The 21,136-nt window shown below is 66.0% G+C and carries 21 protein-coding genes; 14 read left to right on the forward strand and 7 right to left on the reverse strand.

The window, feature by feature from the left end; all coding sequences use genetic code 11:
* The first annotated feature begins 67 nt into the window (after positions 1 to 67).
* A complete protein-coding gene (locus NFC73_RS15140) occupies positions 68 to 394 on the forward strand; it encodes a YegP family protein (RefSeq protein WP_254751490.1) in 327 nt (108 codons plus the stop codon).
* A 53-nt stretch (positions 395 to 447) separates the two neighbouring features.
* Here NFC73_RS15140 and NFC73_RS15145 read toward each other — a convergent pair whose 3' ends face one another.
* Entirely contained in the window at positions 448 to 1,452 is a 1,005-nt protein-coding gene (locus NFC73_RS15145; RefSeq protein WP_254751492.1) for an SDR family oxidoreductase, read from the reverse strand.
* Positions 1,453 to 1,555: 103 nt separating this feature from the next.
* Here NFC73_RS15145 and NFC73_RS15150 point away from each other — a divergent pair, with 103 nt between their 5' ends.
* The 11 genes from NFC73_RS15150 (at position 1,556) to NFC73_RS21050 (ending at position 11,511) form a co-directional block, all read left to right on the forward strand.
* On the forward strand, positions 1,556 to 1,993 hold the full coding sequence (locus tag NFC73_RS15150) for a VOC family protein (RefSeq protein WP_254751493.1): 438 nt from the start codon (positions 1,556 to 1,558) through the stop codon (positions 1,991 to 1,993).
* 83 nt (positions 1,994 to 2,076) lie between these two features.
* Positions 2,077 to 2,508, forward strand: coding sequence for a DUF309 domain-containing protein (locus tag NFC73_RS15155; RefSeq protein WP_254751494.1), 432 nt, complete (start codon positions 2,077 to 2,079; stop codon positions 2,506 to 2,508).
* 103 nt (positions 2,509 to 2,611) lie between these two features.
* On the forward strand, positions 2,612 to 2,953 hold the full coding sequence (locus NFC73_RS15160; RefSeq protein ID WP_254751495.1) for an alpha/beta fold hydrolase: 342 nt from the start codon (positions 2,612 to 2,614) through the stop codon (positions 2,951 to 2,953).
* A 23-nt stretch (positions 2,954 to 2,976) separates the two neighbouring features.
* The gene (locus NFC73_RS15165) at positions 2,977 to 3,987 is read left to right on the forward strand and encodes a LacI family DNA-binding transcriptional regulator (RefSeq protein WP_254751497.1); all 1,011 of its coding nucleotides are present in this window, start codon (positions 2,977 to 2,979) and stop codon (positions 3,985 to 3,987) included.
* 178 nt (positions 3,988 to 4,165) lie between these two features.
* On the forward strand, positions 4,166 to 5,170 hold the full coding sequence (locus tag NFC73_RS15170; RefSeq protein WP_254751498.1) for a LacI family DNA-binding transcriptional regulator: 1,005 nt from the start codon (positions 4,166 to 4,168) through the stop codon (positions 5,168 to 5,170).
* A gap of 111 nt (positions 5,171 to 5,281) precedes the next feature.
* Positions 5,282 to 6,586 (forward strand): ABC transporter substrate-binding protein, encoded by a 1,305-nt coding sequence (locus NFC73_RS15175; RefSeq protein WP_254751499.1) that lies wholly within the window; start codon positions 5,282 to 5,284, stop codon positions 6,584 to 6,586.
* Positions 6,583 to 7,536 carry a carbohydrate ABC transporter permease gene (locus NFC73_RS15180; RefSeq protein ID WP_254751500.1) on the forward strand — a complete coding sequence of 318 codons (954 nt, stop codon included), beginning with the start codon at positions 6,583 to 6,585 and terminating at the stop codon, positions 7,534 to 7,536. The genes NFC73_RS15175 and NFC73_RS15180 overlap by 4 nt, the downstream gene beginning before the upstream one ends.
* Complete coding sequence (locus NFC73_RS15185; RefSeq protein ID WP_254751501.1) at positions 7,529 to 8,431, forward strand: carbohydrate ABC transporter permease; 903 nt, start codon at positions 7,529 to 7,531, stop codon at positions 8,429 to 8,431. The genes NFC73_RS15180 and NFC73_RS15185 overlap by 8 nt, the downstream gene beginning before the upstream one ends.
* 31 nt (positions 8,432 to 8,462) lie before the next feature.
* Positions 8,463 to 9,827 carry a glycoside hydrolase family 172 protein gene (locus NFC73_RS15190; protein WP_254751502.1) on the forward strand — a complete coding sequence of 455 codons (1,365 nt, stop codon included), beginning with the start codon at positions 8,463 to 8,465 and terminating at the stop codon, positions 9,825 to 9,827.
* Between the two features lie 25 nt (positions 9,828 to 9,852).
* Positions 9,853 to 11,205 carry a glycoside hydrolase family 32 protein gene (locus tag NFC73_RS15195; RefSeq protein ID WP_254751503.1) on the forward strand — a complete coding sequence of 451 codons (1,353 nt, stop codon included), beginning with the start codon at positions 9,853 to 9,855 and terminating at the stop codon, positions 11,203 to 11,205.
* A 6-nt stretch (positions 11,206 to 11,211) separates the two neighbouring features.
* Entirely contained in the window at positions 11,212 to 11,511 is a 300-nt protein-coding gene (locus tag NFC73_RS21050; protein WP_372494673.1) for a hypothetical protein, read from the forward strand.
* 42 nt (positions 11,512 to 11,553) lie between these two features.
* Here the strand turns inward: NFC73_RS21050 and NFC73_RS15205 are convergent, their stop codons facing one another.
* The 5 genes from NFC73_RS15205 to NFC73_RS15225 are packed head-to-tail and all read right to left on the reverse strand — an operon-like array spanning position 11,554 to position 17,497.
* The gene (locus NFC73_RS15205) at positions 11,554 to 13,005 is read right to left on the reverse strand and encodes an aldehyde dehydrogenase (NADP(+)) (RefSeq protein WP_254751505.1); all 1,452 of its coding nucleotides are present in this window, start codon (positions 13,003 to 13,005) and stop codon (positions 11,554 to 11,556) included.
* A gap of 60 nt (positions 13,006 to 13,065) precedes the next feature.
* Complete coding sequence (locus NFC73_RS15210) at positions 13,066 to 14,175, reverse strand: mandelate racemase/muconate lactonizing enzyme family protein (protein ID WP_254751506.1); 1,110 nt, start codon at positions 14,173 to 14,175, stop codon at positions 13,066 to 13,068.
* On the reverse strand, positions 14,175 to 15,080 hold the full coding sequence (locus tag NFC73_RS15215; RefSeq protein ID WP_254751507.1) for a 5-dehydro-4-deoxyglucarate dehydratase: 906 nt from the start codon (positions 15,078 to 15,080) through the stop codon (positions 14,175 to 14,177). The genes NFC73_RS15210 and NFC73_RS15215 overlap by 1 nt, the downstream gene beginning before the upstream one ends.
* The gene (locus tag NFC73_RS15220; RefSeq protein ID WP_254751509.1) at positions 15,077 to 16,045 is read right to left on the reverse strand and encodes an NAD-dependent epimerase/dehydratase family protein; all 969 of its coding nucleotides are present in this window, start codon (positions 16,043 to 16,045) and stop codon (positions 15,077 to 15,079) included. The genes NFC73_RS15215 and NFC73_RS15220 overlap by 4 nt, the downstream gene beginning before the upstream one ends.
* A gap of 27 nt (positions 16,046 to 16,072) precedes the next feature.
* A complete protein-coding gene (locus NFC73_RS15225; protein ID WP_254751511.1) occupies positions 16,073 to 17,497 on the reverse strand; it encodes a Gfo/Idh/MocA family oxidoreductase in 1,425 nt (474 codons plus the stop codon).
* 347 nt (positions 17,498 to 17,844) lie between these two features.
* On the opposite strand from NFC73_RS15225, the gene NFC73_RS15230 reads away from it, so the two are divergent.
* Positions 17,845 to 18,879, forward strand: coding sequence for a LacI family DNA-binding transcriptional regulator (locus NFC73_RS15230; protein ID WP_254751513.1), 1,035 nt, complete (start codon positions 17,845 to 17,847; stop codon positions 18,877 to 18,879).
* A gap of 84 nt (positions 18,880 to 18,963) precedes the next feature.
* Here the strand turns inward: NFC73_RS15230 and NFC73_RS15235 are convergent, their stop codons facing one another.
* Complete coding sequence (locus NFC73_RS15235) at positions 18,964 to 19,689, reverse strand: FadR/GntR family transcriptional regulator (protein WP_254751515.1); 726 nt, start codon at positions 19,687 to 19,689, stop codon at positions 18,964 to 18,966.
* Between the two features lie 96 nt (positions 19,690 to 19,785).
* Here NFC73_RS15235 and NFC73_RS15240 point away from each other — a divergent pair, with 96 nt between their 5' ends.
* The gene (locus tag NFC73_RS15240) at positions 19,786 to 21,123 is read left to right on the forward strand and encodes an alpha-hydroxy acid oxidase (RefSeq protein ID WP_305884515.1); all 1,338 of its coding nucleotides are present in this window, start codon (positions 19,786 to 19,788) and stop codon (positions 21,121 to 21,123) included.
* Positions 21,124 to 21,136: the final 13 nt, after the last annotated feature.

Genomic DNA, 21,136 nt, shown 5'->3' on the forward strand with positions numbered 1-21,136 from the left:
GCGCGTCCGTTTCTGCTCCGTGGCAACGACGCCGCGGGGCAGAGCCCGCAGACCGGGAGGATTTGCCATGGCCGGAATGTTCGAACTGTTCATTGACGCGGAGTCGTATTTCAGGTTCCGTCTGACCGCGCCGGATGGCACCGTGATGGCAGTGTCCAAGGCCTTTGACAACAAGACTGCGGCTGTTGCCGGGATCGCCGCCGTGCGCGAGTACGCCGGCATGGGACTGATTGCCGATGTTTCCCCGACGGAGAGGCGGGCCACGCCGCCGGAGGCCCGTGACGTCAGTGTCCAGGCTCGTGAAGTCCGGCGCATTCCGGCTGCTGACCTGCACGCACGTTCCAGGGAAATCCATCGGGCTCCCAGCGGAAGCCGGTGGGCCGGAGTGGTTTGATGCCGCGCGACGCCCCACAACGCGGCCCGGGCCCGACGTTGACGTCGCCGTAGTTAGTGCGCGCTCCAGCCATCGGGCTGCAAACCATCTATGTCGGTGAATCCATACTCTCTGGCAAGTTGAGCGGAGCTGACCGACTGCTGATTCCATTTCGCGCGGTCAGGGTCCGCTGCCAGCGCAGCTACGGCCCGACCGACATAGCGGGGTGACTCCGAGAAAGCGAAGCCTGCGGGGGCGTCTGGGTATCCGCCCACCGGGCCGGGGTCCAAAGCGTCCCGCCAGTTGGATTCGGTGACTCCGAAGCGATCGAGCATCATCTCCGACCGCAGCCATCCAGGCGTGATGGCGATCGCCGTGACTCCGTACGGTTCCAGTTCGTGGCCTTGCGAAAAGGCCAACCGATTGACCGCGACCTTGGCCAGGTCGTAGAACACCGAAATCCGGTACTCAGTGGCGTTGAATTTAGTAGTCCCATCGGTGACCTCAATGAGAAGACCCCCACGCTTGGTGATTAGCAGCGGAAGCAAGTGGTGCGACGTGATCAGATGAGTGTCAATGCCTAGTCGCAGGATGCGCAGCCCTTTGTCCAGGTCGTGCTCCCAGATAGGGGTGTTCCACTCGGCTGGGCCACCTTTCAGGACCTCAGCACCCCAGATGTCGTTGACCAGCACATCGAGACCGCCATATTCAGTTCGGATCCGCTGGGCCAAGCTTCGGACCTCTCCGGAGTCGAGATGATCGACCTGGATGGCGACCCCGGCGCCGCCAAGCTGTGTGACCAGATCGGCTGTCTCCTCAATGGTCTCGGGCCGGTCATAGTCCGACCTGCTTCTGCCGGCCGCACTGCTGCGTCCAGTGCAGATTACCGTCGCCCCGGCTTCACCCAGAGCAGCGGCTATGCCGCGTCCAGCGCCTCGGGTCGCTCCTGCGACAACTGCAACTCGGCCTCGCAGGGCATCAGGATCCGGAGACCATTGCATGGTTTCAGTGTGGCGACAGGATGCAGGGCAAGCAAGACCGCCTCGCTCATTGACGTTTCGGCGGCTGAGCGTCTTCATCGTTCCGTAAGCCCACCGGCTCGGGGCATTCGTCCGGGACCTTGTTCAGTCGAGTCCCGGCTCGCCACTGGAGCTATTCGGTCCGCCTTGGTAGCTTCAACGCATGGCCATCAAACTTGAGAACGTCGGTATCGCCGTTCGCGACCTCGAAGCAACCATCGCCTTTTTCACCGACCTCGGGCTCGCTGTCGTCGGCCGTGACACCGTCAGCGGCGAGTGGGCCGACACTGCCGTCGGGCTTGATGGCAACCACGCGAAAATCGCGATGCTACAAACCCCGGATGGTCAGGGTCAACTGGAACTCTTCGAATACATCCACCCCGAAGCGATCGAGACGAACCCAACCCGGCCCAACGACATCGGCATGCACCGCGTGGCCTTCTCGGTTGACGACATCGACGTAGCCCTTGAGATCGCTGCGAAGCACGGATGTACACCGCTACGCGGCGTCGCGACCTACGGTGACGTCTACAAACTCACGTACCTCCGCGGACCCAGCGGAATCCTCGTAATGCTCGCCCAGGAACTGAAGAAAATCTGACAACGGATATCCGAAGGGCCGAGCCGTAGCATTGGGCAGATGAAGGTTAGCAAGGTCCACGGACTCTCAGAGCGGAAACTGCAATGACCGGCGACAGGGATCGCGATGCTTCAAGGCGCCCGCGGCAGGCCCGGCCACGTGACGCTCTTGGACGGCCGCTGCCGTACGGAAGCGCTGGCGTGGAACCGGTCTCCGAGGAGCCGCTGCCGCCGGTGGAAACGTTGGTCTCGGCCCGGAGCTTGGTGGACGCGGGCCGGCCCTTCGCCGCGCATGAGGTACTTGAGGCCCGATGGAAAGCTGGGCCGGCCCAAGAACGCAACCTTTGGCAGGGTCTCGCCCAGATCTGCGTCGGGCTCACCCACGCCGCCCGGGGGAACAGCGTTGGCGCGCTCCGGCTCTTCGAGCGCGGTGCGGCCCGACTCGAGGAGTACGGTTCAGGCGACGGGCCGACCTACGGGCTCGATTTGTCCGCCGTTGTGAGTTGCGCGCGTGATCGGATAGACACCGCCGGCTGAGCTCGCGACCAGCATCCTCGCGGCAGCTCGATTGCACGAAAGGGATCCTCAACAGGCCATTCCTCGCGCGGTTCGCGTCGTCGGCATGGATTAGGGTGTCGGTATGAAGTGCCGGATCAACGAAGTCCTGGTCCATTACGTCGAGCATGGCGTCGGTGTGCCGCTCGTTGCGTTGCACGGCGCCGGTGTTGATCATCGCGAGATCGAGGCGGCGATCGAGGCCATCGTTCCCGACACGCGATGCAGGCGGATCTATCCGGATCTGCCGGGGATGGGCCTCTCGACGGCTGACGGCCTGACCTGCAACGACGATGTGGTGACGCAAAGCAACATCTTCCAGCCCAGAGGCCCCGTTCATCCTTTCCACCAGGAAGGACGGGGCCTTGCGCCGTCCGTCCCCGGCCCGTCTGTAAACTGGCGGAGGTTACGCGAAACGTTCGCGTAAACGATTCCCCAAGGGCGGCGCCGATGACGACGATGGTAAAAGTGGCCAAGCTTGCCGGAGTGTCCATCTCCACCGTGTCCCACGTCCTCAACGGGACCCGGCACGTGAACGATGACACCCGGCAGCGCGTCCTGAAAGCCATCGAAGAAACGTCCTATCGGCAGGACGCCCTGGCCCGTGCCATGCGTCGCTCCAGGACGGACAGCATCGGCCTCATTGTGTCCGACGGCGGTGAGCCGGCTTTCGCCGAGATGATCCGGGGCGTGGAGCAAACGGCCGCCAGCCAGGGCATCACCTTGCTCCTCGCCAATTCCGCCGAAGACCCGCAGCGCGAGGCCCGGGCCGTCCAGGCCCTCCTCGAGCGCCGGGTGGACGGCCTGATCCTCGCCCGCGCCGCCGGCTCCGGCCCGAATGCCCTGGCCGAGTTCGCCAACCAGGACACCCCGCTGGTGCTGATGGACCGGCTGTCCGAAGACCCTTTTGACCAAGTGGGAGTCGAGAACCGCGGGCCCATCATGGAACTCGTGGAACACCTGGTAGCGCAGGGCCACCAGCGGATTCTGCTGATTGCCGGCGACACCAGGGTTGCCACCCTGCGCGAACGGCATGAAGCCTTCCAGGAAGCCATGACGACGGCGGGTGTACCGGAAGCGGACCGGCTGACAGTCCTCGCCGCGGAACCTGAAGAAACCGACGCCGGGATCGCAGCAGCGCTGTCAGGCACCAAACTGCCAACTGCCGTTATCGCCTGCAGCACCGTCCTGGCTGCCGCGGCCCTCCGCCACATCCAGAAGCGCGGCCTGCGGATGCCAGAAGACATCGCCTTCGCAGCCTTTGACGGCTTCGCCTACGCAGACTTGTTCGAGCCGCAGCTCACCACTGTCCGGCAGCCAGCCTTCCAGGTGGGCGCCACTGCGGCAGAGCTGCTGACCAAGAGGATCGCCGACAAGTCCGTGGAACCCTCCGTTGTCCGGCTGGCACCCACCATCGAGTACCGCGCCTCTACCGGCGCAGGACCGGGCTCCGGCTCCTAAACCGCCCATCCCCAGCGCGAACGGACAGTTCAGGCCCCACATTCGGGCGTCAAGCTGTGCGTTCGCGCTTCTGCTTCAGCGGCCAGTTTAAGAATCTTCCCTGTGACCCATTGCACATCGAAACGTTTGTCTCTACTATCGAAACGTTCGCGCAATCGTTTCGCTAGAAGGAGTCGCAGTGGCAACCATCGTCGATGTCGCATCACTTGCAGGCGTTTCGACGTCCACTGTGTCGCACGTCCTCAACGACACCAGGCACGTTGAACCGGAGACCAAAGAGCGCGTCATGAGCGCTGTGAAAGCCACCGGTTACCGGCGCGACGTTTTGGCCCGCTCCATGCGCCGCGCCAGGACCGACTCCATCGGCCTGGTGGTCTCGGATGCCGGCGAACCGGCCTTCGCGGACATGGTGCACGGGGTGGAGGAAGCCGCGGCGCAGCACGGCCTGTCCCTGCTGCTGGCCAACTCGGCGGAAGATCCCGCCCGGGAACGCGCAGCCGTGGAGGCCCTGCTGGACCGCCGCGTGGATGGCCTGATCATCGCGCGGGCAGCCGGTTCAAGCGCAGGGCTGCTGCAGCGGATCCGCGAGGAGAAGAAGCCCCTCGTTCTCCTGGACCGCCTCACGGACCTGGACGTGGACCAGGTGGGCGTCAACAACCAGTCCGCCATGGCGGCCCTGGTTGAACACCTCACCAGGCGCGGACACGAACGGATCATGCTGGTTTCCGGCGACCTGCGGGTCTCGTCGCTCCGCGAGCGCTATGACGGCTTCCGCGCCGCCATGCAGGAGCGCGGCCTCGACGTGCCGGCAGCCCTGCTGTGCGAGGGCACGGTGACTGCCGCGGACACCTTTGACGGTGTCCAGGCGGTGCTCCGCGCTTCGTTGGAGAACGGGGAACGTCCGACGGCGATCCTCGCCTGCAGCACGCTGCTGGCGGCAGGCGCGCTGCGGGCTGTGCAGCATGAAGGGTTGCGCGTGCCGGGAACCATGGCGTTCGCCACGTTCGACGGTTTCACGTACTCGGACCTGTTCCAACCCCAGATCACCACCGTCCGCCAACCGGCTTTCCAACTGGGCGAGAGCGCCGTGAGCCTGCTCCTGCGGCGCCTCGAAACCCCTGACGCTCCCGCCAGGATCCTTCGGCTCGAGTCCCAGATCGAATTCCGCCGCTCCACCGAATGACTGCACAACAGCCCAACAGGCACCACCAGCCCCACAAACAGACAAACCCACATCCGACATCGCATCCCAACAGCGCACCTATCCCGGGCGCAGCATGCAAAGGAGCATCACATGAGAAATACAGTACGTACCACCATCGCAGCGGCGGCAACCGCTGCCCTGCTGGCCATGACGGCATGCGGAAGCGCCACGGAGACGTCAACACCGGCAGCAGACGGCCCCTACGCTGCCCCGGCTAAGGACATCACGGCCACCATCTCCGTCTCGAACTGGGGTGACCCGGGAGATAAGGCGGTGTACGACAGCGTCGCCGAGCGTTTCAAGGAGAAGTACCCGAACGTGACGGTGAAGAACAACTTCACCCCCATCACAACGTGGACGGAATACGTCAATAAGCTCGTGACGCAGGCCGCCGCCGGGCAGGCTCCGGACGTCATCAATATCGCCACCGAGGGCGTGGAGTTGGGCCTGACAAACGAACTGTTCGCGCCCTTGGACGGCTTCCTCGAAAACGACCCCGAGGCCAAGACCCTGCGTGCGGACATCGATCCGAAGCTGCTCAAGGGATTCAGCAAGGACGGCTCCACGTACCTGATGCCCAACACGTTCAACACCATGGTCATCTACTACAACACCAAGATGTTTGAGGCGGCCGGCATCGAACGGCCAAGCGATGACTGGACCTGGGACGAATTCCTGGAGATCTCCAAGAAGCTGACCACCGGTTCGGGGGCGGACAAAGTCTATGGGTTCGCCATGCCGCACTACTCTTTCGGCATCACACCCTGGCTGTACTCCAACGGCACGTCCATGATGAGCGAGGACCTGAAAACTGCCCAGCTGACCGATCCGAAACTTCAGGAGACAGTTGGCTGGGTGCGGGACCTTGTCACCAAGCACGGGGTTGCGCCGCAGCCCAAGGGTTCGGACCCCTACCAGCTGTTCCCCGCCGGCAAGGCAGCCATGACCGGGGCCGGACACTTCGTCACCGGTGGTTTCGAGAAGGCCGGCTTCGCCGACTATGACATCCTCCCCTGGCCGACGGGAACCACGAAGTCCACCGTTTTCGGCGCCGGCGCGTTCGCTGTCTCCAAGGGCTCCAAGAACCAGGAGCTGTCCTGGGAGTTCATCAAGATGCTCACCGACCAGAAGACGCAGAAGCAATGGGCCGACGCCGGCTCCGCCGTTCCTTCCACGAAGACTGCCGCTTCCTCACCGGAGTTCCTGTCCTCCCCCAAGCACGCCGAGGAGTTCTACAACTCCCTGTCCTACGCCAAGCCGGTAGCGGCCCCTGGCGCGTACAACGTGCTGGATCCGGCGTTCATGCGGGCCATGGACGAGATCATGTCCGGCCAGGACATCAACTCGTCCCTGGAGAAGGCCCAAAAGGATGTTGAGGAGGCGTTGCAGCAGTGACCTTAACTGCCCCTAAGACCGCTTTGCCGCCCGCGCCCCTTTCGGGGCGCGGGGGGCGGCCCGGGCGCCAGACCGCCGCCCGTCGGGAAGCCCTCACCGGTTACCTGTTCACCGCCCCCACCGTGATCGGCTTCCTTGTTTTCGTCCTCGGCCCTCTGGTGGCCGCCCTGTATCTGAGCCTGACCAAGTACAACATCCTCACCGCACCAAAGTTCGTCGGGTTCGACAACTACGTCCGGATGTTCCGGGACGAACGTCTGGCCACCACCTATGGCAACACGGTCCTCTACGTGGGCGCCGCCGTCGTACTGATCAACGCGTTCGCTCTCCTGTTCGCCGTACTCATCAACCAGCGGCTCCCGCGGGCTCTGACGTACGTTTTCCGCTCCGCGTACTTCTTTCCCTACCTGGTGGCACTGGTGTACGTGTCCATCATCTGGCAGGCGCTCTTCCAGAAGGACACGGGCATCCTGAACTACTACCTCACCGCGCTGGGCGGGGAGCGGATCGACTGGCTCAACAGCTCCGAGTTCTCCAAGGTGTCGGTGATCATCGTGGACACCTGGCGGAACGTGGGGTTCGCCATGCTGATCTACGTGGCAGCCCTGCAGGAAGTCCCCAAGGACATGGTGGAGGCGGCCCGGATGGACGGCGCTAACGAGTGGCAGATCTTCCGCCGCATCACCCTGCCGATGATCAGCCAGGCAACGTTCTTCAACATCACCATCACCATCATCGGCGCGTTCCAGATTTACGAATCGATCATCGTGCTCACCAGGGGCGGCCCGGGCGATGCCAGCCGCAGCGTGGTGATGTACATCGCCGAAGTTGCCTTCAACAAGTTCGACATGGGCTACGCCTCCGCCATCGCAGTAACGCTGTTCCTCATCATCATGCTGGTGACCATGGTTCAGTTCCGTCTCAGGAAGTCGTGGGTGAACAATGAGTAACGCCGCAGTCCTTTCGTCCCGCTCACGTTCCGGAAAACGGGGTTCCGGAAAAAACGTACGACGGCAGCCCCGCCCCGGCGTCGGGAAGAGCATTTCCGTGGCGCTGCTGGTCCTCGGCGCCATCGGGATGGTGGCCCCGTTCCTGTGGATGTTCACCACCTCGCTCCGGGACGCCAGCCAGGCCTATGACCTGCCGCCGCAGTGGCTGCCCACCGAATGGGACTGGTCCAACTACGCGGACGCGGTCAGCGGACCGGTCCCTATCCTGCGGAACATGTTCAACAGTGCCGTCATCGCCATCGCGGTGAGCATCGGCATGATCATCACCGCTCCCATGGCCGGCTACGCGTTCGCGAAGATCGAGTTTCCGGGGCGCAACTCCATCTTCGTGGGCCTGCTGTCCTCGCTGATGGTGCCGGCCCAGGTGACCATCATTCCGCTGTTCCTGCTGATGCGGACCTTCGGCCTGCTGGACAACCCGCTCAGCCTGATCCTGCCCGGCATCACCGGAGCACTGGGCGTCTTCCTGCTGCGGCAGTTCTTCCTGGGCCTGCCGCAGGAGATCATCGACGCCGCCCGGATGGACGGTGCCACCGCCTGGCAGACCTACCGCCTGATCGCGCTGCCGCTGGCCAAGAACGCCGTGAGCACCCTGGGTGTCATCACGTTCCTGGGCAGCTGGAACGCCTACTTCGCACCGTCGATCTTCCTCAACAGCACGGACACTGCCACCCTCCCGCTGGGCCTGGTCCTTATGCTCGGCCCGTACGGCGCCGGCAACGTCGCCCAGGTGATGGCAGCCACCACCATCGCCATCGCACCGGCACTCATCGTTTTCCTGGTGGCCCAGCGGTGGATCATCGCCAGCCTCACCCAGTCAGCCGTCAAGGGCTAACCAACAACTCTTTTCGAAAGGTACAACCACCATGGCTACATCGCCCCGCTCAGGCCTGCTCTCAAGCCTGACCAAGCTCTCCACCGCCCGCACGGCCCGCTCCTCCAGCTGGGACCAGACCGGCAAGAACCGGGACAACTGGATCGTTATGCCCGGCGAGGAACGCGTCCTGGCGGACATCGAGGGCCCGGGCTCCATCACGCACATCTGGATGACCCAGTCCTGCCGGATCCAGCCGGGCCCCGGCCAGATCTCCCCGGAACTGGTGGGCGTGCCGATGCTCGAAATCCACAACGCCCTGGGCGTCAGCTGGGAAGTGGTGGACCCGGACTACTACCGCAAGATCGTCATCAGGATGTACTGGGATGACCAGGAAACCCCCAGCGTGATCGCACCCCTGGGCGACTTCTTCGGCCTGCTGAACTCGCTGTCCGGCTCCTACGATTCGCTGCCGCTCTCCGTCTCCGCCAAGGAAGGGGAACTGAACACCTTCGGCGGCAGCGCGGCGTTCAACAGCTACTTCGAGATGCCCTTCAACTCCCGGGCTCGCATCACCGTCGAAAACCAGAACGACATCCCCTACCTGCAGTACTTCTACATCGACTACGAGCTCTACACCGAGCCGCTCGCGGAGGACACCGCGTACTTCCACGCCCACTGGCGCCGGCAGAAGCCCAACGCCGGCTGGGGCCCGGACCTGCAGACCAACAGCATCGAGGTGGCCATCCCCAACCTCTCCGGCGAGGACAACTACGTGGTCCTGGAGACAGAGGGCCAAGGCCACTACGTGGGCTGCAACCTGGCCGTGCGCCACTTCCAGGGCTCCTGGTGGGGCGAGGGCGATGACATGATCTTCATCGACGACGACACCTGGCCGCCCAGCCTGCACGGCACCGGTATGGAGGACTACTTCGGCCACGCCTGGGGCATGCAGCACAACGCCTTCCTGATGAACGGCACCATGGTCCACGAAGAAAACGTGCCCGGCTTCCACCACAGCTACCGCTTCCACATGACCGATCCCATCAGGTTCCAGAAACGCATCAAAGTCACCTTCGAACACGGCCACGCCAACCACCTCTCCGATGACTGGTCCTCCACCGCCTACTGGTACCAGACCCTCCCCTCCCCCGTGCTGGACATCGACGCTGTGGAGGATCGCCTGCCGCTTCGGCCCCGCGACCAGGTGGAAGAGCGCCCACTGCCGGAATTGACTCCGGCCCAGCAGGCCGCCCGCGACGCCTCCGCCGAACGGATGAAGCAGTTCACCGAAACGCGGGATGCAGTCCGGAACGAACGCCGGGCCGAAATCGACCAGTGGGAAAAGGCCAACGCCGAGCAGGCCCGGGAGGTCCGCCAGCGGTTCCTGGCTGCCAACAGCGTCCTGGCCAACTAGTCCCCTACAGCACCGAAGGATCATCATGAACGCGCAGGAACCACGCCCGGCCTTCCACTTCACCGCCGCCGAAGGATGGATCAACGATCCCCTGGGCGTCACCTGGAAAGATGGCCAGTACCACCTCTTCTACCAGTACGTCCCGGGCCGCACCACGTGGGCCTCCAACTGCCACTGGGGCCACGCCACCTCCCCGGACATGATTGCCTGGACGGAGCAGGGAGTGGCCGTCGCACCCGGGGACGGGGACGACGGCGTCTGGTCGGGTTCCATCGTCACCGGCACTGATGGTGCCGCCACCATGTTCTACACCTCGGTCACCGAACCGGACCTCGGCATCGGCACCGTCCGGTCCGCCACCCCGGATAGCGATTCCTGGGATTCGTGGACCAAGGGCGGGAAGCTGATGACCGCGCCGGACCTGGGCGTTGTGGCCTACCGGGACCCGTTTGTTTTCCGCGACGGCGGGCAGTGGCGGATGTTCGTTGGCGCCGGGCTGGAGGGCGGAACCGCAGCCGCGGTTTCCTACAGCTCCCCGGACCTTGCCCAGTGGAGCCTGGACGGCATCGCCGCGCAGCGGACCGGCACGGAAACGGATCCCGTCTGGACCGGCACGATGTGGGAATGCCCGCAGCTGTTTGAGATCGACGGCTCCCATGTCCTGGTCACGTCCATCTGGGAAGACGACGTCCTGCACTACGTGGCCTACGGCGTGGGCAGCTACGCGGAGGGCAAATTCACTGCGCGCTCCTGGGGACAGCTCAGCTTCGGCAAGAGCTACTACGCCCCTTCGTTCTTCAGGGACAAGGATGGCTCGCCGTCGCTTATCTTCTGGGTCCGGGGCATCATCAGCCCGGAGGGACAGTGGGCCAGCGCGCTGAGCGTCCCGCACACGCTAACCCTCGACGGCGACACCCTGGTTGCCGCGCCGCACGCCGACCTCGCGAAGTACACACAGCCGGGGCAGCTGGAACAGGTCAGCGGCAGCGTCTTTGAAACAGTGCTGGACGGCGGCGCGGACCTGCACGTCACCGTCACTGCCGGGACCGCCATCAGCCTGGCCACCCTGGAGGGGCCCCTGGCAATCCTCCGTCACGATGGGGACGGCGTCGAAGTCACGGCCGACGGGAATCCCGACTTCACCGACGCCTTCTTCCCTGCCGATGAGGGATCCGAGCTGCGGTTCATCATTGACGCTGGCGTGCTTGAAATCTCCGGCCGCCAGGGGATCATGGCGGTCCCTCTCCCCATCGTGAACTCGCCCGTAACTCTGACAGTGGCGCACGCTGCCGCCTCGCCGCAGCTCCTAACCATCCCGACGCCGGCAGCCGGCGTCGCGGGCACCGCACGGCAGACTGCCCTGTCAGGACAGTCATGACCACACGTGCACGTCCCCGCCCCGCAGGTGGCCACTGCCGACATTGTGGGTGCCGGCGACACCGTGGTGCTCAACCAGCCGTTCACCTGGAACCCGGCGGGACCCGGCGTTAAGATCGAGGACACCGTCCAGCTCACCGAGTCCGGCATAAAGGTCCTGACCGTGGATGACCGCTGGCCCGCTGCTACCGTCAACGGCCTCAAACGCCCCGGTCACGCTGCAGCTATAAGCGAAACGCTCTCTCACGTCCTGCAGCAAAACGCAGAACGTTCTCTCAGTTGTAGCCGTAGTCCCGGCAACAACTGAGAGAGCGTTTCGGCTAAACCCACAGGAAGTGTGAGAGCGTTTCTAGGGGAGGCGGAGCTCACCGTCCACGCGGCGCGGGATGCCCAGCGGGTTGCTTTCGCGCAGTGCCGGGTGCAGCACCGTTTCGGGAGCATCCTGGTAGGCGACAGGACGCTGGAAGCGGCGGACCGCCGTCGCGCCTACCGAGGTGAACAGGGACGTGGTGGCCGGGTACGGGCCGCCGTGCTGCTGCGCCCAGTTCACGGCGACGCCGGTGGGCCAGCCGTCGAACAGGACCCGCCCGGCAAGGCCGGACAGCTGCTCCACGAGGTCCCCGATGTCCTCGCCCGGCTGGGCGTGGACGGTGGCGGTCAGGCTGCCGGGAACTTTGGCCAGGACCGCGGAGAGCTCTTCCTGGCCAGAGAATTCGATCAGCATCGTGGTGGGGCCGAAGCACTCCTCCAGCAGCTCGTCAGGGCGCTCCAGGACATTGGCGGCAGAAGTGGAGAACACCACAGGGGCTGCGCCGTCGAGGGTGGCGTCCTGGTCCGCCGAACCGCTGACGATGGTCACGTCGGGCAGCGCAGCCACGTTGCGCAGGCCCTCCGGGTACGCGTCGGAGATCCGGGTGGTGAGCATGGCCGCCGTCGGCTTGTCCTTGCTGGCCTCAGCCAGTTCCGCGGCGAATCCTGTGCCCGCCGGGATGAAGACCAGGCCGGGCTTGGTGCAGAACTGGCCGGCGCCCATGGTGAATGATGCCGCAAGTCCCGCCGCGAGCTGGCCGGAACGTTCGGCCAGCGCGGCCGCGGTGATGACCACCGGGTTCAGGCTGCCCAGCTCGCCGTAGAACGGGATGGGATCGGGCCGCGAAACCGCGAGGTCAAACAGCGCCCGGCCGCCGGGAATGGACCCGGTGAAGCCCACGGCCTTGATGGCGGGATCCTGCACCAACGCGGTACCCACCTCGCGGCCTGCCACGAGTGCGAACAGCCCCTCCGGCGCTCCGACCGAACGCAGAGCCTCGGTGACCACTTCGGCCGTCCGCTCGGACAGCTTCAGGTGGCCCGAGTGGGCCTTGACGATCACCGAGGAGCCCACGGCCAGGGCCGAAGCGGTGTCGCCGCCGGCCACCGAGAACGCGAACGGGAAGTTGGAGGCCGAAAAGACTGCCACCGGGCCGATGGGACGCAGGATGCGGCGCAGGTCCGGTTTCGGCGGCGTGGCGGACGGGTCCGCGTGGTCAATCACGGCTTCAAGGTAGGAGCCTTCGGTGATCACGCGTGCGAACAGCCGCAGCTGGCCGGAGGTGCGGGCCACCTCGCCGGTCAGCCGGACGGTGCCGAGGCTGGTCTCCGAATCGGCGATCTCCACCAGTTCTGCCACGTTGGCGTCCAACGCGTCGGCGACGGCGGTCAGCCAGCCCGCGCGCTCGGCGTCGGACGCGGCAGCCGCGATGGCGGCGGCCCCTGTGGCGGCGGCCGTGAGCTCGGAGAGGGAAAGGGTTGCAGTTGTCACTGGGGTACCTGAATTTCGTCGGGAGGTGTTGTGTCTGCGGTCAGTCGTGATTGCAAGCTGTCAGCCCTGCGGGCTCTCGGTGAACCGGAAGCCCAGCCCCGGCTGGTCCGTGAGCGTCAGGCGGCTGTTCCTGAAGCGGACCGGCGACGGCCCGGCCAGGATGCCCAGCTGTTCGAAGGATGCGTCCTCCACGTCCTCCACGAGCGTGGGCTCCGCCAGGGTAAGGGCGAGCTGTCCGGACAGCTCCGGCAGCAGGTGCGGCATCACGCGGATGCTGTTGGTCCGGGCCAGCTCCACGATCCGCCGGAACGGCGTGATGCCGCCAACCCGGATGATGTTCGGCTGGATGATGTCCACCGCCTCCGCCTCAATGAAATCGCGGAAACGGTAGATCGTGTGCAGGTTTTCGCCCAGGGCGATGGGCACGGGTGAATGCTTGCGCAGCCTGCGGTAGGCCCAGAGGTCGTCCGCGCGGATGGGCTCCTCAAGCCATTCCAGCCCGTGCTCCGCGAGCACGTCCAGGGCCTTGAACGTGGTGGGCAGGTCCCAGCGCTGGTTGGCATCGATCATCAGCTTCCGGTCCGGGCCGAGGACGGAGCGGACTGCCGCCACGCGGTCGGCGTCCTCACGGATATCGGGCTTGCCCACCTTGATCTTGACGGCCCGGTGTCCTGCAGCGACCCAGCGCTCGGTCTGGGCCACCAGCTCCTCCAGCGTGTAGTGCAGGTTCACGCCGGATCCGTACACCTCCGCGGACTCCTGCCGCTGGCCCAGCAGGCCCGTGACTGACGTACCGGTACGCCGCGCCTGGAGGTCCCAGAGGGCAAGGTCGACGCCGGCCATGGCGATGGTGGTCAGTCCCCCGCCGCCGGCCTCATGCAGCCGCTTCCACAACGCGTCCCACACCGTCTCAGGATTGGCGGACAGCCCCGCGATGAAAGGCGCGATGTCGTAGTCGAGGAGCGCCTTGACGGCACGCGGGCCGATGGTGGGCGTCCACGAGAAACCGTGCCCCGCGCCGCCGTCGTCCGTCTGAATTTCCGTAACGATCACGTGGTTTTCCGGGGCTTCCACTCCCCAGCTGCGGCGCAGCGGGACAGTCAGGAGGCGGGTGGTCAGACCGGTGATGCGCGGAACGGTCCGGACGGAATCGAGCGCGGGCGCACTCATCAGCGGCCGGCCAGCTCGTAGCCCTTGGCCAGGATGGACTTCAGCTGGAGCAGCTGGTCCTCGGTGGGGTCCACCAGCGGCGGCCGGACCGGGCCAACCGGCAGCCCGCCGAGCCGCAGGCCGGCCTTGACCAGCGAGACGCCGAAGCCGGGGGTCTGGTCCCGGAGCCGCACCAGCGGGGCATAGAAACCCTCCAGCAGGGCGTTTCGGCGGTCCTCGTCGCCGGAGACATACGCGTCGTAGTACGCCTTGGCGATTTCCGGTGCCATGGCGAATGCCGCCGAGGAGTAGAGCGGGATGCCCAGTCCGCGGTAGGCGCCCTGGGTCAGTTCGGCGGTCAGGAGGCCGTTGAAGAAGGCGAAGTCCTCGCGCCCCGTGGCGCGGACCGCGGACACGATCTCCTGGGCAAGGCCCACATCGCCCAGCCCGTCCTTGAAGCCGATCACCTTGGGGTTGGCGGCGAGGCGGACCATGGAGGCGGCTGTGAACTTGGCGTTGCCGCGGTGGTACACGATCACCGGGAGGCTGCTGGCGCCCGCCACTGCCTCGATGTACGCCACCAAACCGTCGGTGGGGCCGGTGACCAGGTACGGCGGCAGGACCAGGAGTGCATCGGCGCCGGCTTCCTCGGCAACCCGGGCGGCAGCCAGGGCGTGCCCCAGCGGCCCGCCGGCCCCGGCCACCACCGGCACCTTGCCGGCCACAACCTCGACGGCGGCGGTCACCACGGTGCGCACCTCGTCGATGCTCAGGGCGTGGAATTCGCCGGTGCCGCAGGCAGGAAACACGCCGCCGGGTCCGAACGGCAGCCGCGAGCCGATGTGCTCCTTGAGGAGCTCCACGTCAACGGCGCCTTCCGGCGTGAACGGGGTGACGGGGAAAAACAGTACGCCGTCGAATTTCATGATGTCTCCTTGGATCCGGCTCCGGCTGTGACCAGCGAGGCGGACGTCTCGTCGTTCAGGGTGGTTTCTGTCTTCAGTTCGGTCCGCCAGCTGCGCTTGGGTTCCCAGCCGAGCAGGTCACGGGCTTTGGCGATGGAGAAGGCCGGGCTGGTGCCGGTCAGGCCGGCGGCCAAGGCTTCGCTTCCCGGGAGGAAGCGGGGCATCAGCTCGGCCAGCGGTGCGGTGGCCAGTGCGTCCGCGGCTCCGACGAAGAAGGTTTCCCCGTTGGGGATGGTGTCCATCTTCTGCAGGAGCACGTCCAGGAAGTCGGCCACATCGCGGGCGTCCACGTAGTTGAACAGCGCGGGCGCGGACAGGGCGGGATCGGCCAGCCGTTCGGCCAGGGTGTGGCCCTGCTGGGTGGGCGCGCCGTCCCATTCCTCCGGTGAGATGACGTAGCACGGGCGGAAAGCAGCGTACCGGATCTTTTCCCCCTGCGCCGCGGCGAACATCTGCACGGTCTGCTCGGCGATCAGCTTGGACAGCGCGTACGCGTTCCATGGCTTCGGCACGCTGCGCTCATCCAGGGGGAAGCTGTCCGGCAGCCAGCCCGCCGGGCAGCCGTAGCCGAGCACCGTGGGGCTGCTCGCGGTGACGATCTTGCCGATCCCCAGTTCCGTGGCCGCACTGATCACGGCATAGGCGAGACGCGTGTTCGTGGCGAAAATGACGTCTTCCGGTGCACTGAACGGGACGGCGATCGCGGCGAGGTGGATCACGGCGTCGGGCGCGGTTTGCGTCAGAAGGCGCAGCGCCTCGCCCGGGGCCAGCAGGTCGCCGGTTTCCTGCACGACGCCGGCCGGCAGCTGGTCCGCCGGGATGGCGTCGCGGTCCACCGAGATGACCTCGTGGCCCGCTTCCGCGAGCCCCGCCACGACGCTGCGTCCAAGCCGGCCGGAGCCGCCGGTGACAAAGATCCTGCTCATGTTGTTTCCTTTGGGAATTCGGGCGGACTAGGCGTCGCGGCGAAGGTCTGCGCCGAGGTGGAGATCCTCGATGCGGACGGGAAGGGAGGATTCCAGCGAAAGGTTGCCGGCGATGCCCACGGACACGGAGCGGAGGCCGTCGAGGTAACCGGACGGACGGCCCAGCGGGTCCTCGCCGGGACCGTTGAAGAGGTCGGAGAGGAGCAGGTCGTCGCCGCCGCCATGGCCGCCTTCGCCGTTAAGGATGGGCACTTCGTAGGCTGCTTCCCAGTGGCGCTGGACCACCAGGCGTTCGCCGTTGCGGCGGACGGCGTCTTCCTCCTCGATGGGGGTGGCGCTGGGGTCCACCACGGTCTTTTTGTCCGTGCTGTTGAGGACGGCGGCGCGTTCCACCACTTCGAGTTCGGCCCGGCCTTCGGTGCCGTTGACGGCCACGCGGTAGCCTTCCCACGGGCTGTGGGCGTTCAGGGAGTAGCTCAGGCGCGGGCCGCCCTGGTACTCCACCACAAGTGCCAGGTTGTCCTCGATGGTGATGCCGCCGGTGAAGACGTCCTGGTCGCGGCGGTAGCCGTCGTAGTGCTCGTTGTCCAGGAAGAGGGCCTTGAGCCGCTCATCCTCACGCAGGTCCAGCGCAAACGGATCCTTTTCGGCGGTGGCGGGGGTGCCGGCGTCGGGCGTCCCACGCTCGGGACGCGGGCCCAGTCCGCGTTCGGCGGCGTTCTTGTCGCCGTAGAACTGGAGGCCACCGGAGGCGAACACACGCTCCGGGACGTCGTTGATCCACCAGTTGACGAGGTCGAAGTGGTGGGATGCCTTGTGGATCAGCAGGCCGCCCGAGCTCTTCTTTTCGCGGTGCCAGCGGCGGAAGTAGTCGGCGCCGTGGACAGTGTCCAGGACCCAGCTGAAATCAATCGAGGTGACCTTGCCGATCACGCCGCTCTGGATGATTTCCTTCAGCGCACTGTTCCGCGGTGAGTAGCGGTAGTTGAAGGTGACCACCACGTTACGGCCGGTTTCCGTCACGGCTTTGGTGATGCGGCGGCAGCCTTCGGCGTCGATGGTGAGGGGCTTTTCGACGACGACGTCGGCGCCCGCCTCCAGTGCCTCCACGATGTAGTCGGCGTGGGTGTAGTCAGGCGTTGTCACCACGACGCGGTCGATGTTGTTGGCCTGGATGAACGCGGTGAGGTCTGCGGGGTCGAAGGAGGCGACCGGACCGGGCGCACCGAGTTCCTGGATGAGCTTCTGGTAGAACTCCACGCGGCCGGGGTTGACGTCGGAGAAGGCCACCAGTTCAGCGGTATCAGCGTGTTTGCCGAAGATGGCCCGGATGTACATCTCGGAGCGGCCACCGGTGCCGATGAGGGCGATGCGTACCCTGGCCCGCGTGCCTGGCGCCGGAGCGGACGTGAAGGCAGCGGTAGCAGAACTCGATTCGGCTGTGTTGACCATGAGGGTCCCTTTCGAAGGCTTCAATACGGCCGCGCTGCGGCCGCTGGTGGTGCTCTGGACTGTGGTGCTTGGAACCTGTGCTGCTCTGGACCGGGGCCCGGAAGTCGCCGCGGCCGACGAGAAAGCGTTTTCTCATTGCCGCTACATGATTTCTATCAATAGACGCGCGGTCCCGTCAACCCTTATCCTCTCTAAGAGAAAGCGCTTTCTGACGGAAAGGTCTGTTTCTGCGGCGGCAAGCCCTCATCCGGCGCGCCGAACGAATGGAAACCGGTTTCCGGGAGCGTTGTATGCTGTCCCACGGGCACCGGTAATCACGGGGACCGGGACTTACGAAAGGCAGGGCCATGGCCAGGAAATCGGCAACCGGCAGGATCGGCATTGCGGACGTTGCTGTGAAGGCAGGGGTTTCGCACGCCACTGTTTCGCGCGTCATGAACGGCAACTTCACCGTGGACCCGGACATCGCGGCCCGGGTGCGGGCGGCCGCCGTCGAGCTCAAATACCAGCCCAATCCCGTGGGGCGCAGCCTCGCGCTGGGCAAGACGGATACCATCGGCATTGTGGTCCCGGACCTTGCCAACCCCACGTTCCAGGCGATCCTGCGCGGATTGAGCCGGGCTGCGGCGGAGGACGGCTACCGCGTCCTGATTGCCGATTCCTTCGAAGTCTCCAGCGAGGAAGCCATCCTGGCCGGCGAGGCCCGCCGGCGCTGCGACGGCCTGGTTCTCTGCGCCCCGCGTATGAGCGACGCCGAGCTGGAGGAAATCGCCCCGTCGCTGCACCCGCTCGTCCTGATCAACCGGACGACGGCGGCTGCCGGCATTCCCAGCCTCGTGGTGGACTACGGGCAGGGAGTCCAGGACCTCGCCGAGCACCTGGTGGGCCTCGGCCATACGCGCCTGGCCTTCCTGGCCGGCCCGGCAGGCAGCGCCTCCAACGGCCTCCGGCTCGAGGGCCTGGAGGCGTTCAAGGCCCGGCACCCGCAGGTGGATGTTACCATGCTCGACGGCGGCTCTGACTTCGACACAGGCCACGGGGCAGTGGACTCGGTCCTGGCCAGCGGCGCCACCGGCATCCTGGCCTTCAACGACCTCGTGGCGATGGGCCTGATGAGCGGCCTGCACGAACGCGGTGTGGACGTGCCGGGTGACATTTCCGTCACCGGCTTCGACGACATCCCGTTCGCCCGCTACACCACACCCACGCTGACCACTGCGGCGGTGCCCATTGCCGAGCTCGGCGGCCAGGCCTGGCGTGAACTGCGGGCACTCATCCGCAAGGAAGACCACGACGCCCCGGGCGGCCGGTACCAGCCGCGCCTGGAAATCCGGGCCAGCAGCGGCCCCGCCAAGGCGCCACGCACAGCCACGCACGGCTGACCCGCCCAAATCCCCCGAGTTTTTGTCCAGATAATACGACTTAATCGCCGGCCGTCAACTCACGATATCTGGACAAAAACTCGTCTACTCGGGCTCGGCTGGGCCCTCCTCCGCCGGGCGCCCGACCCCGCCCTCGCGGTAGTACCCCTCGATGTGGGCAGCCACCAGCGTGGCCGCGCGCGCGCCGTCGTCGTTCCTGATGGCGGCCAGAATCTCCCGGTGCTCCGCCTGCAGGCGCGACGCCGTGGCATCCCAGTCCGGGAGATTGGCCGTAAACCGGGCGGTGTAGCCCTGGATGGATTCGCGCAGCGAGCCCATCATGGCGCTGACCACGGCATTGCCGGCGGCGTCCGCGAGGGCCAGATGGAACCGAATATCCAGCGCCAGGAAGTCATCCGCGGTCCGGGCAACGCGTTCGACGGCGTCCATCTCGCCCAGGAGCGTGGCGGCCAGGTCCAGCTCCGGAGCGTCGGGCTTGGCCCGGGCAGCCGCCCAGGTCTCCAGCAGGATGCGCGTTTCCACGATGTCGGACACGGGCAGATGCTGCGTGGCAACGTGGAGCCGCAGCGCGGAGCCGAGCGCCGCCGTCGGATCCGAGATCACCACCGTCCCCGCCTCGGGGCCGGAGCCAACCCCGGCACGGACCACGCCCATGGCCTCCAGGATGCGGATGGCCTCGCGCACCGAGGTCCTGGAAACCGCCAGCTGCTCGGCGAGTGTCCGTTCCGCGGGCAGGCGTCCGCCCACGCTCAGCTGTCCGTCGGAGAGCTGCTTTTCGATCCATGTCAGGACAAGTTGGTGCGTACGCATATCGCTATCGTAGTTGATGTGGTTGGACCACATGCCATAGAGTGTGGTTAGACCACAGCCCGATCCCCTGTGCCAGGCCCACCAACGGAGGCAGCCATGACCCACACCATCCAGCCGAACAACCCCGAGGTCACCGCAGCCCCGGATGCCACGGACGTCCCGGCTACTGACGCCGTGCCCCGCCCCGCCGCCCCTTCGGCGGTGCCGGCTGCCCTGAAGCGCCGCATCCCCAAATACTCGGACCTGGCCCCGCTGATGCAGTTCAAGAAGCCCGAGTTCAGCAGGGAAGCCCGGCTCAAGCGTGCCAGCACCATCTGGGACCTGCGGGACATGGCCAAGCGACGCACCCCGCAGGCCCCGTTCGACTACACGGACGGCGCCGCCGAGGGCGAGATCACCCTGCGCCGCGCACGCGAGGCCTTCCTGGACATCGAGTTCCGGCCCGGCATCCTGCGCAACGTCTCCAGCATCGACCTCAGCACCAACATCCTGGGCAAGCCGTCCCGGCTTCCCGTGGGCATAGCCCCCACCGGCTTCACGCGCATGATGCATTCCGAGGGTGAATACGCCGGCTCGCAGGCAGCAGAGGCCGCCGGCATTCCGTACACCCTGTCCACCATGGGCACCGCCTCCATTGAGGACGTTGCCGCAGCCGCCCCGAACGGCCGCAACTGGTTCCAGCTGTACCTGTGGACGGACCGCGACCGGTCCCTTGAACTGATCGAGCGCGCCGCCAAGGCCGGCAACGACACCCTCATGGTCACCGTGGACACCGCCGTCGCCGGCGCCCGCCTTCGCGACGTCCGCAACGGCATGACCATCCCGCCGGCACTGACTATCAAGACCGTTCTGGATGCGTCCTACCGCCCGGCCTGGTGGTTCAACTTCCTCACGCACGAGCCTCTGACCTTCGCCTCGCTGTCCCGCTACACCGGAACCGTGGCCGACCTCATCAACTCGATGTTCGACCCCACCCTGACGTTCGAGGACCTGGACTGGCTGCGTGAGACCTGGAAGGGCAAGCTCGTGGTCAAGGGCATCCAGACCGTCGAGGACGCCCGCAAGGTGGTGGACCACGGCGCCGACGGCGTGGTGCTCTCCAACCACGGCGGCCGCCAGCTGGACCGTGCGCCCATCCCGTTCCACCTGCTGCCCGGCGTCAAGGAAGCCTTCACCAAGGACAACTCGGACGCAGCCATCATGCTGGACACCGGCATCATGAGCGGCGCCGACATCATCGCCGCGCTGGCCCTGGGCGCGGACTTCACGCTGATTGGCCGCGCGTACCTGTACGGCCTCATGGCCGGCGGCCGGGCGGGCGTGGACCGCACCCTGCAGATCCTCGAGAAAGACATGGCCCGCACCATGGCACTGCTGGGCGTCAGCAAGATCTCCGAGCTGACCCCGGACCACGTGCGCCTGCTCAACAAGTAACGCTGCTCGCCCA

The organism is Pseudarthrobacter humi, from assembly GCF_024294965.1.
Taxonomy (GTDB): Bacteria; Actinomycetota; Actinomycetes; order Actinomycetales; family Micrococcaceae; genus Arthrobacter; species Arthrobacter humi.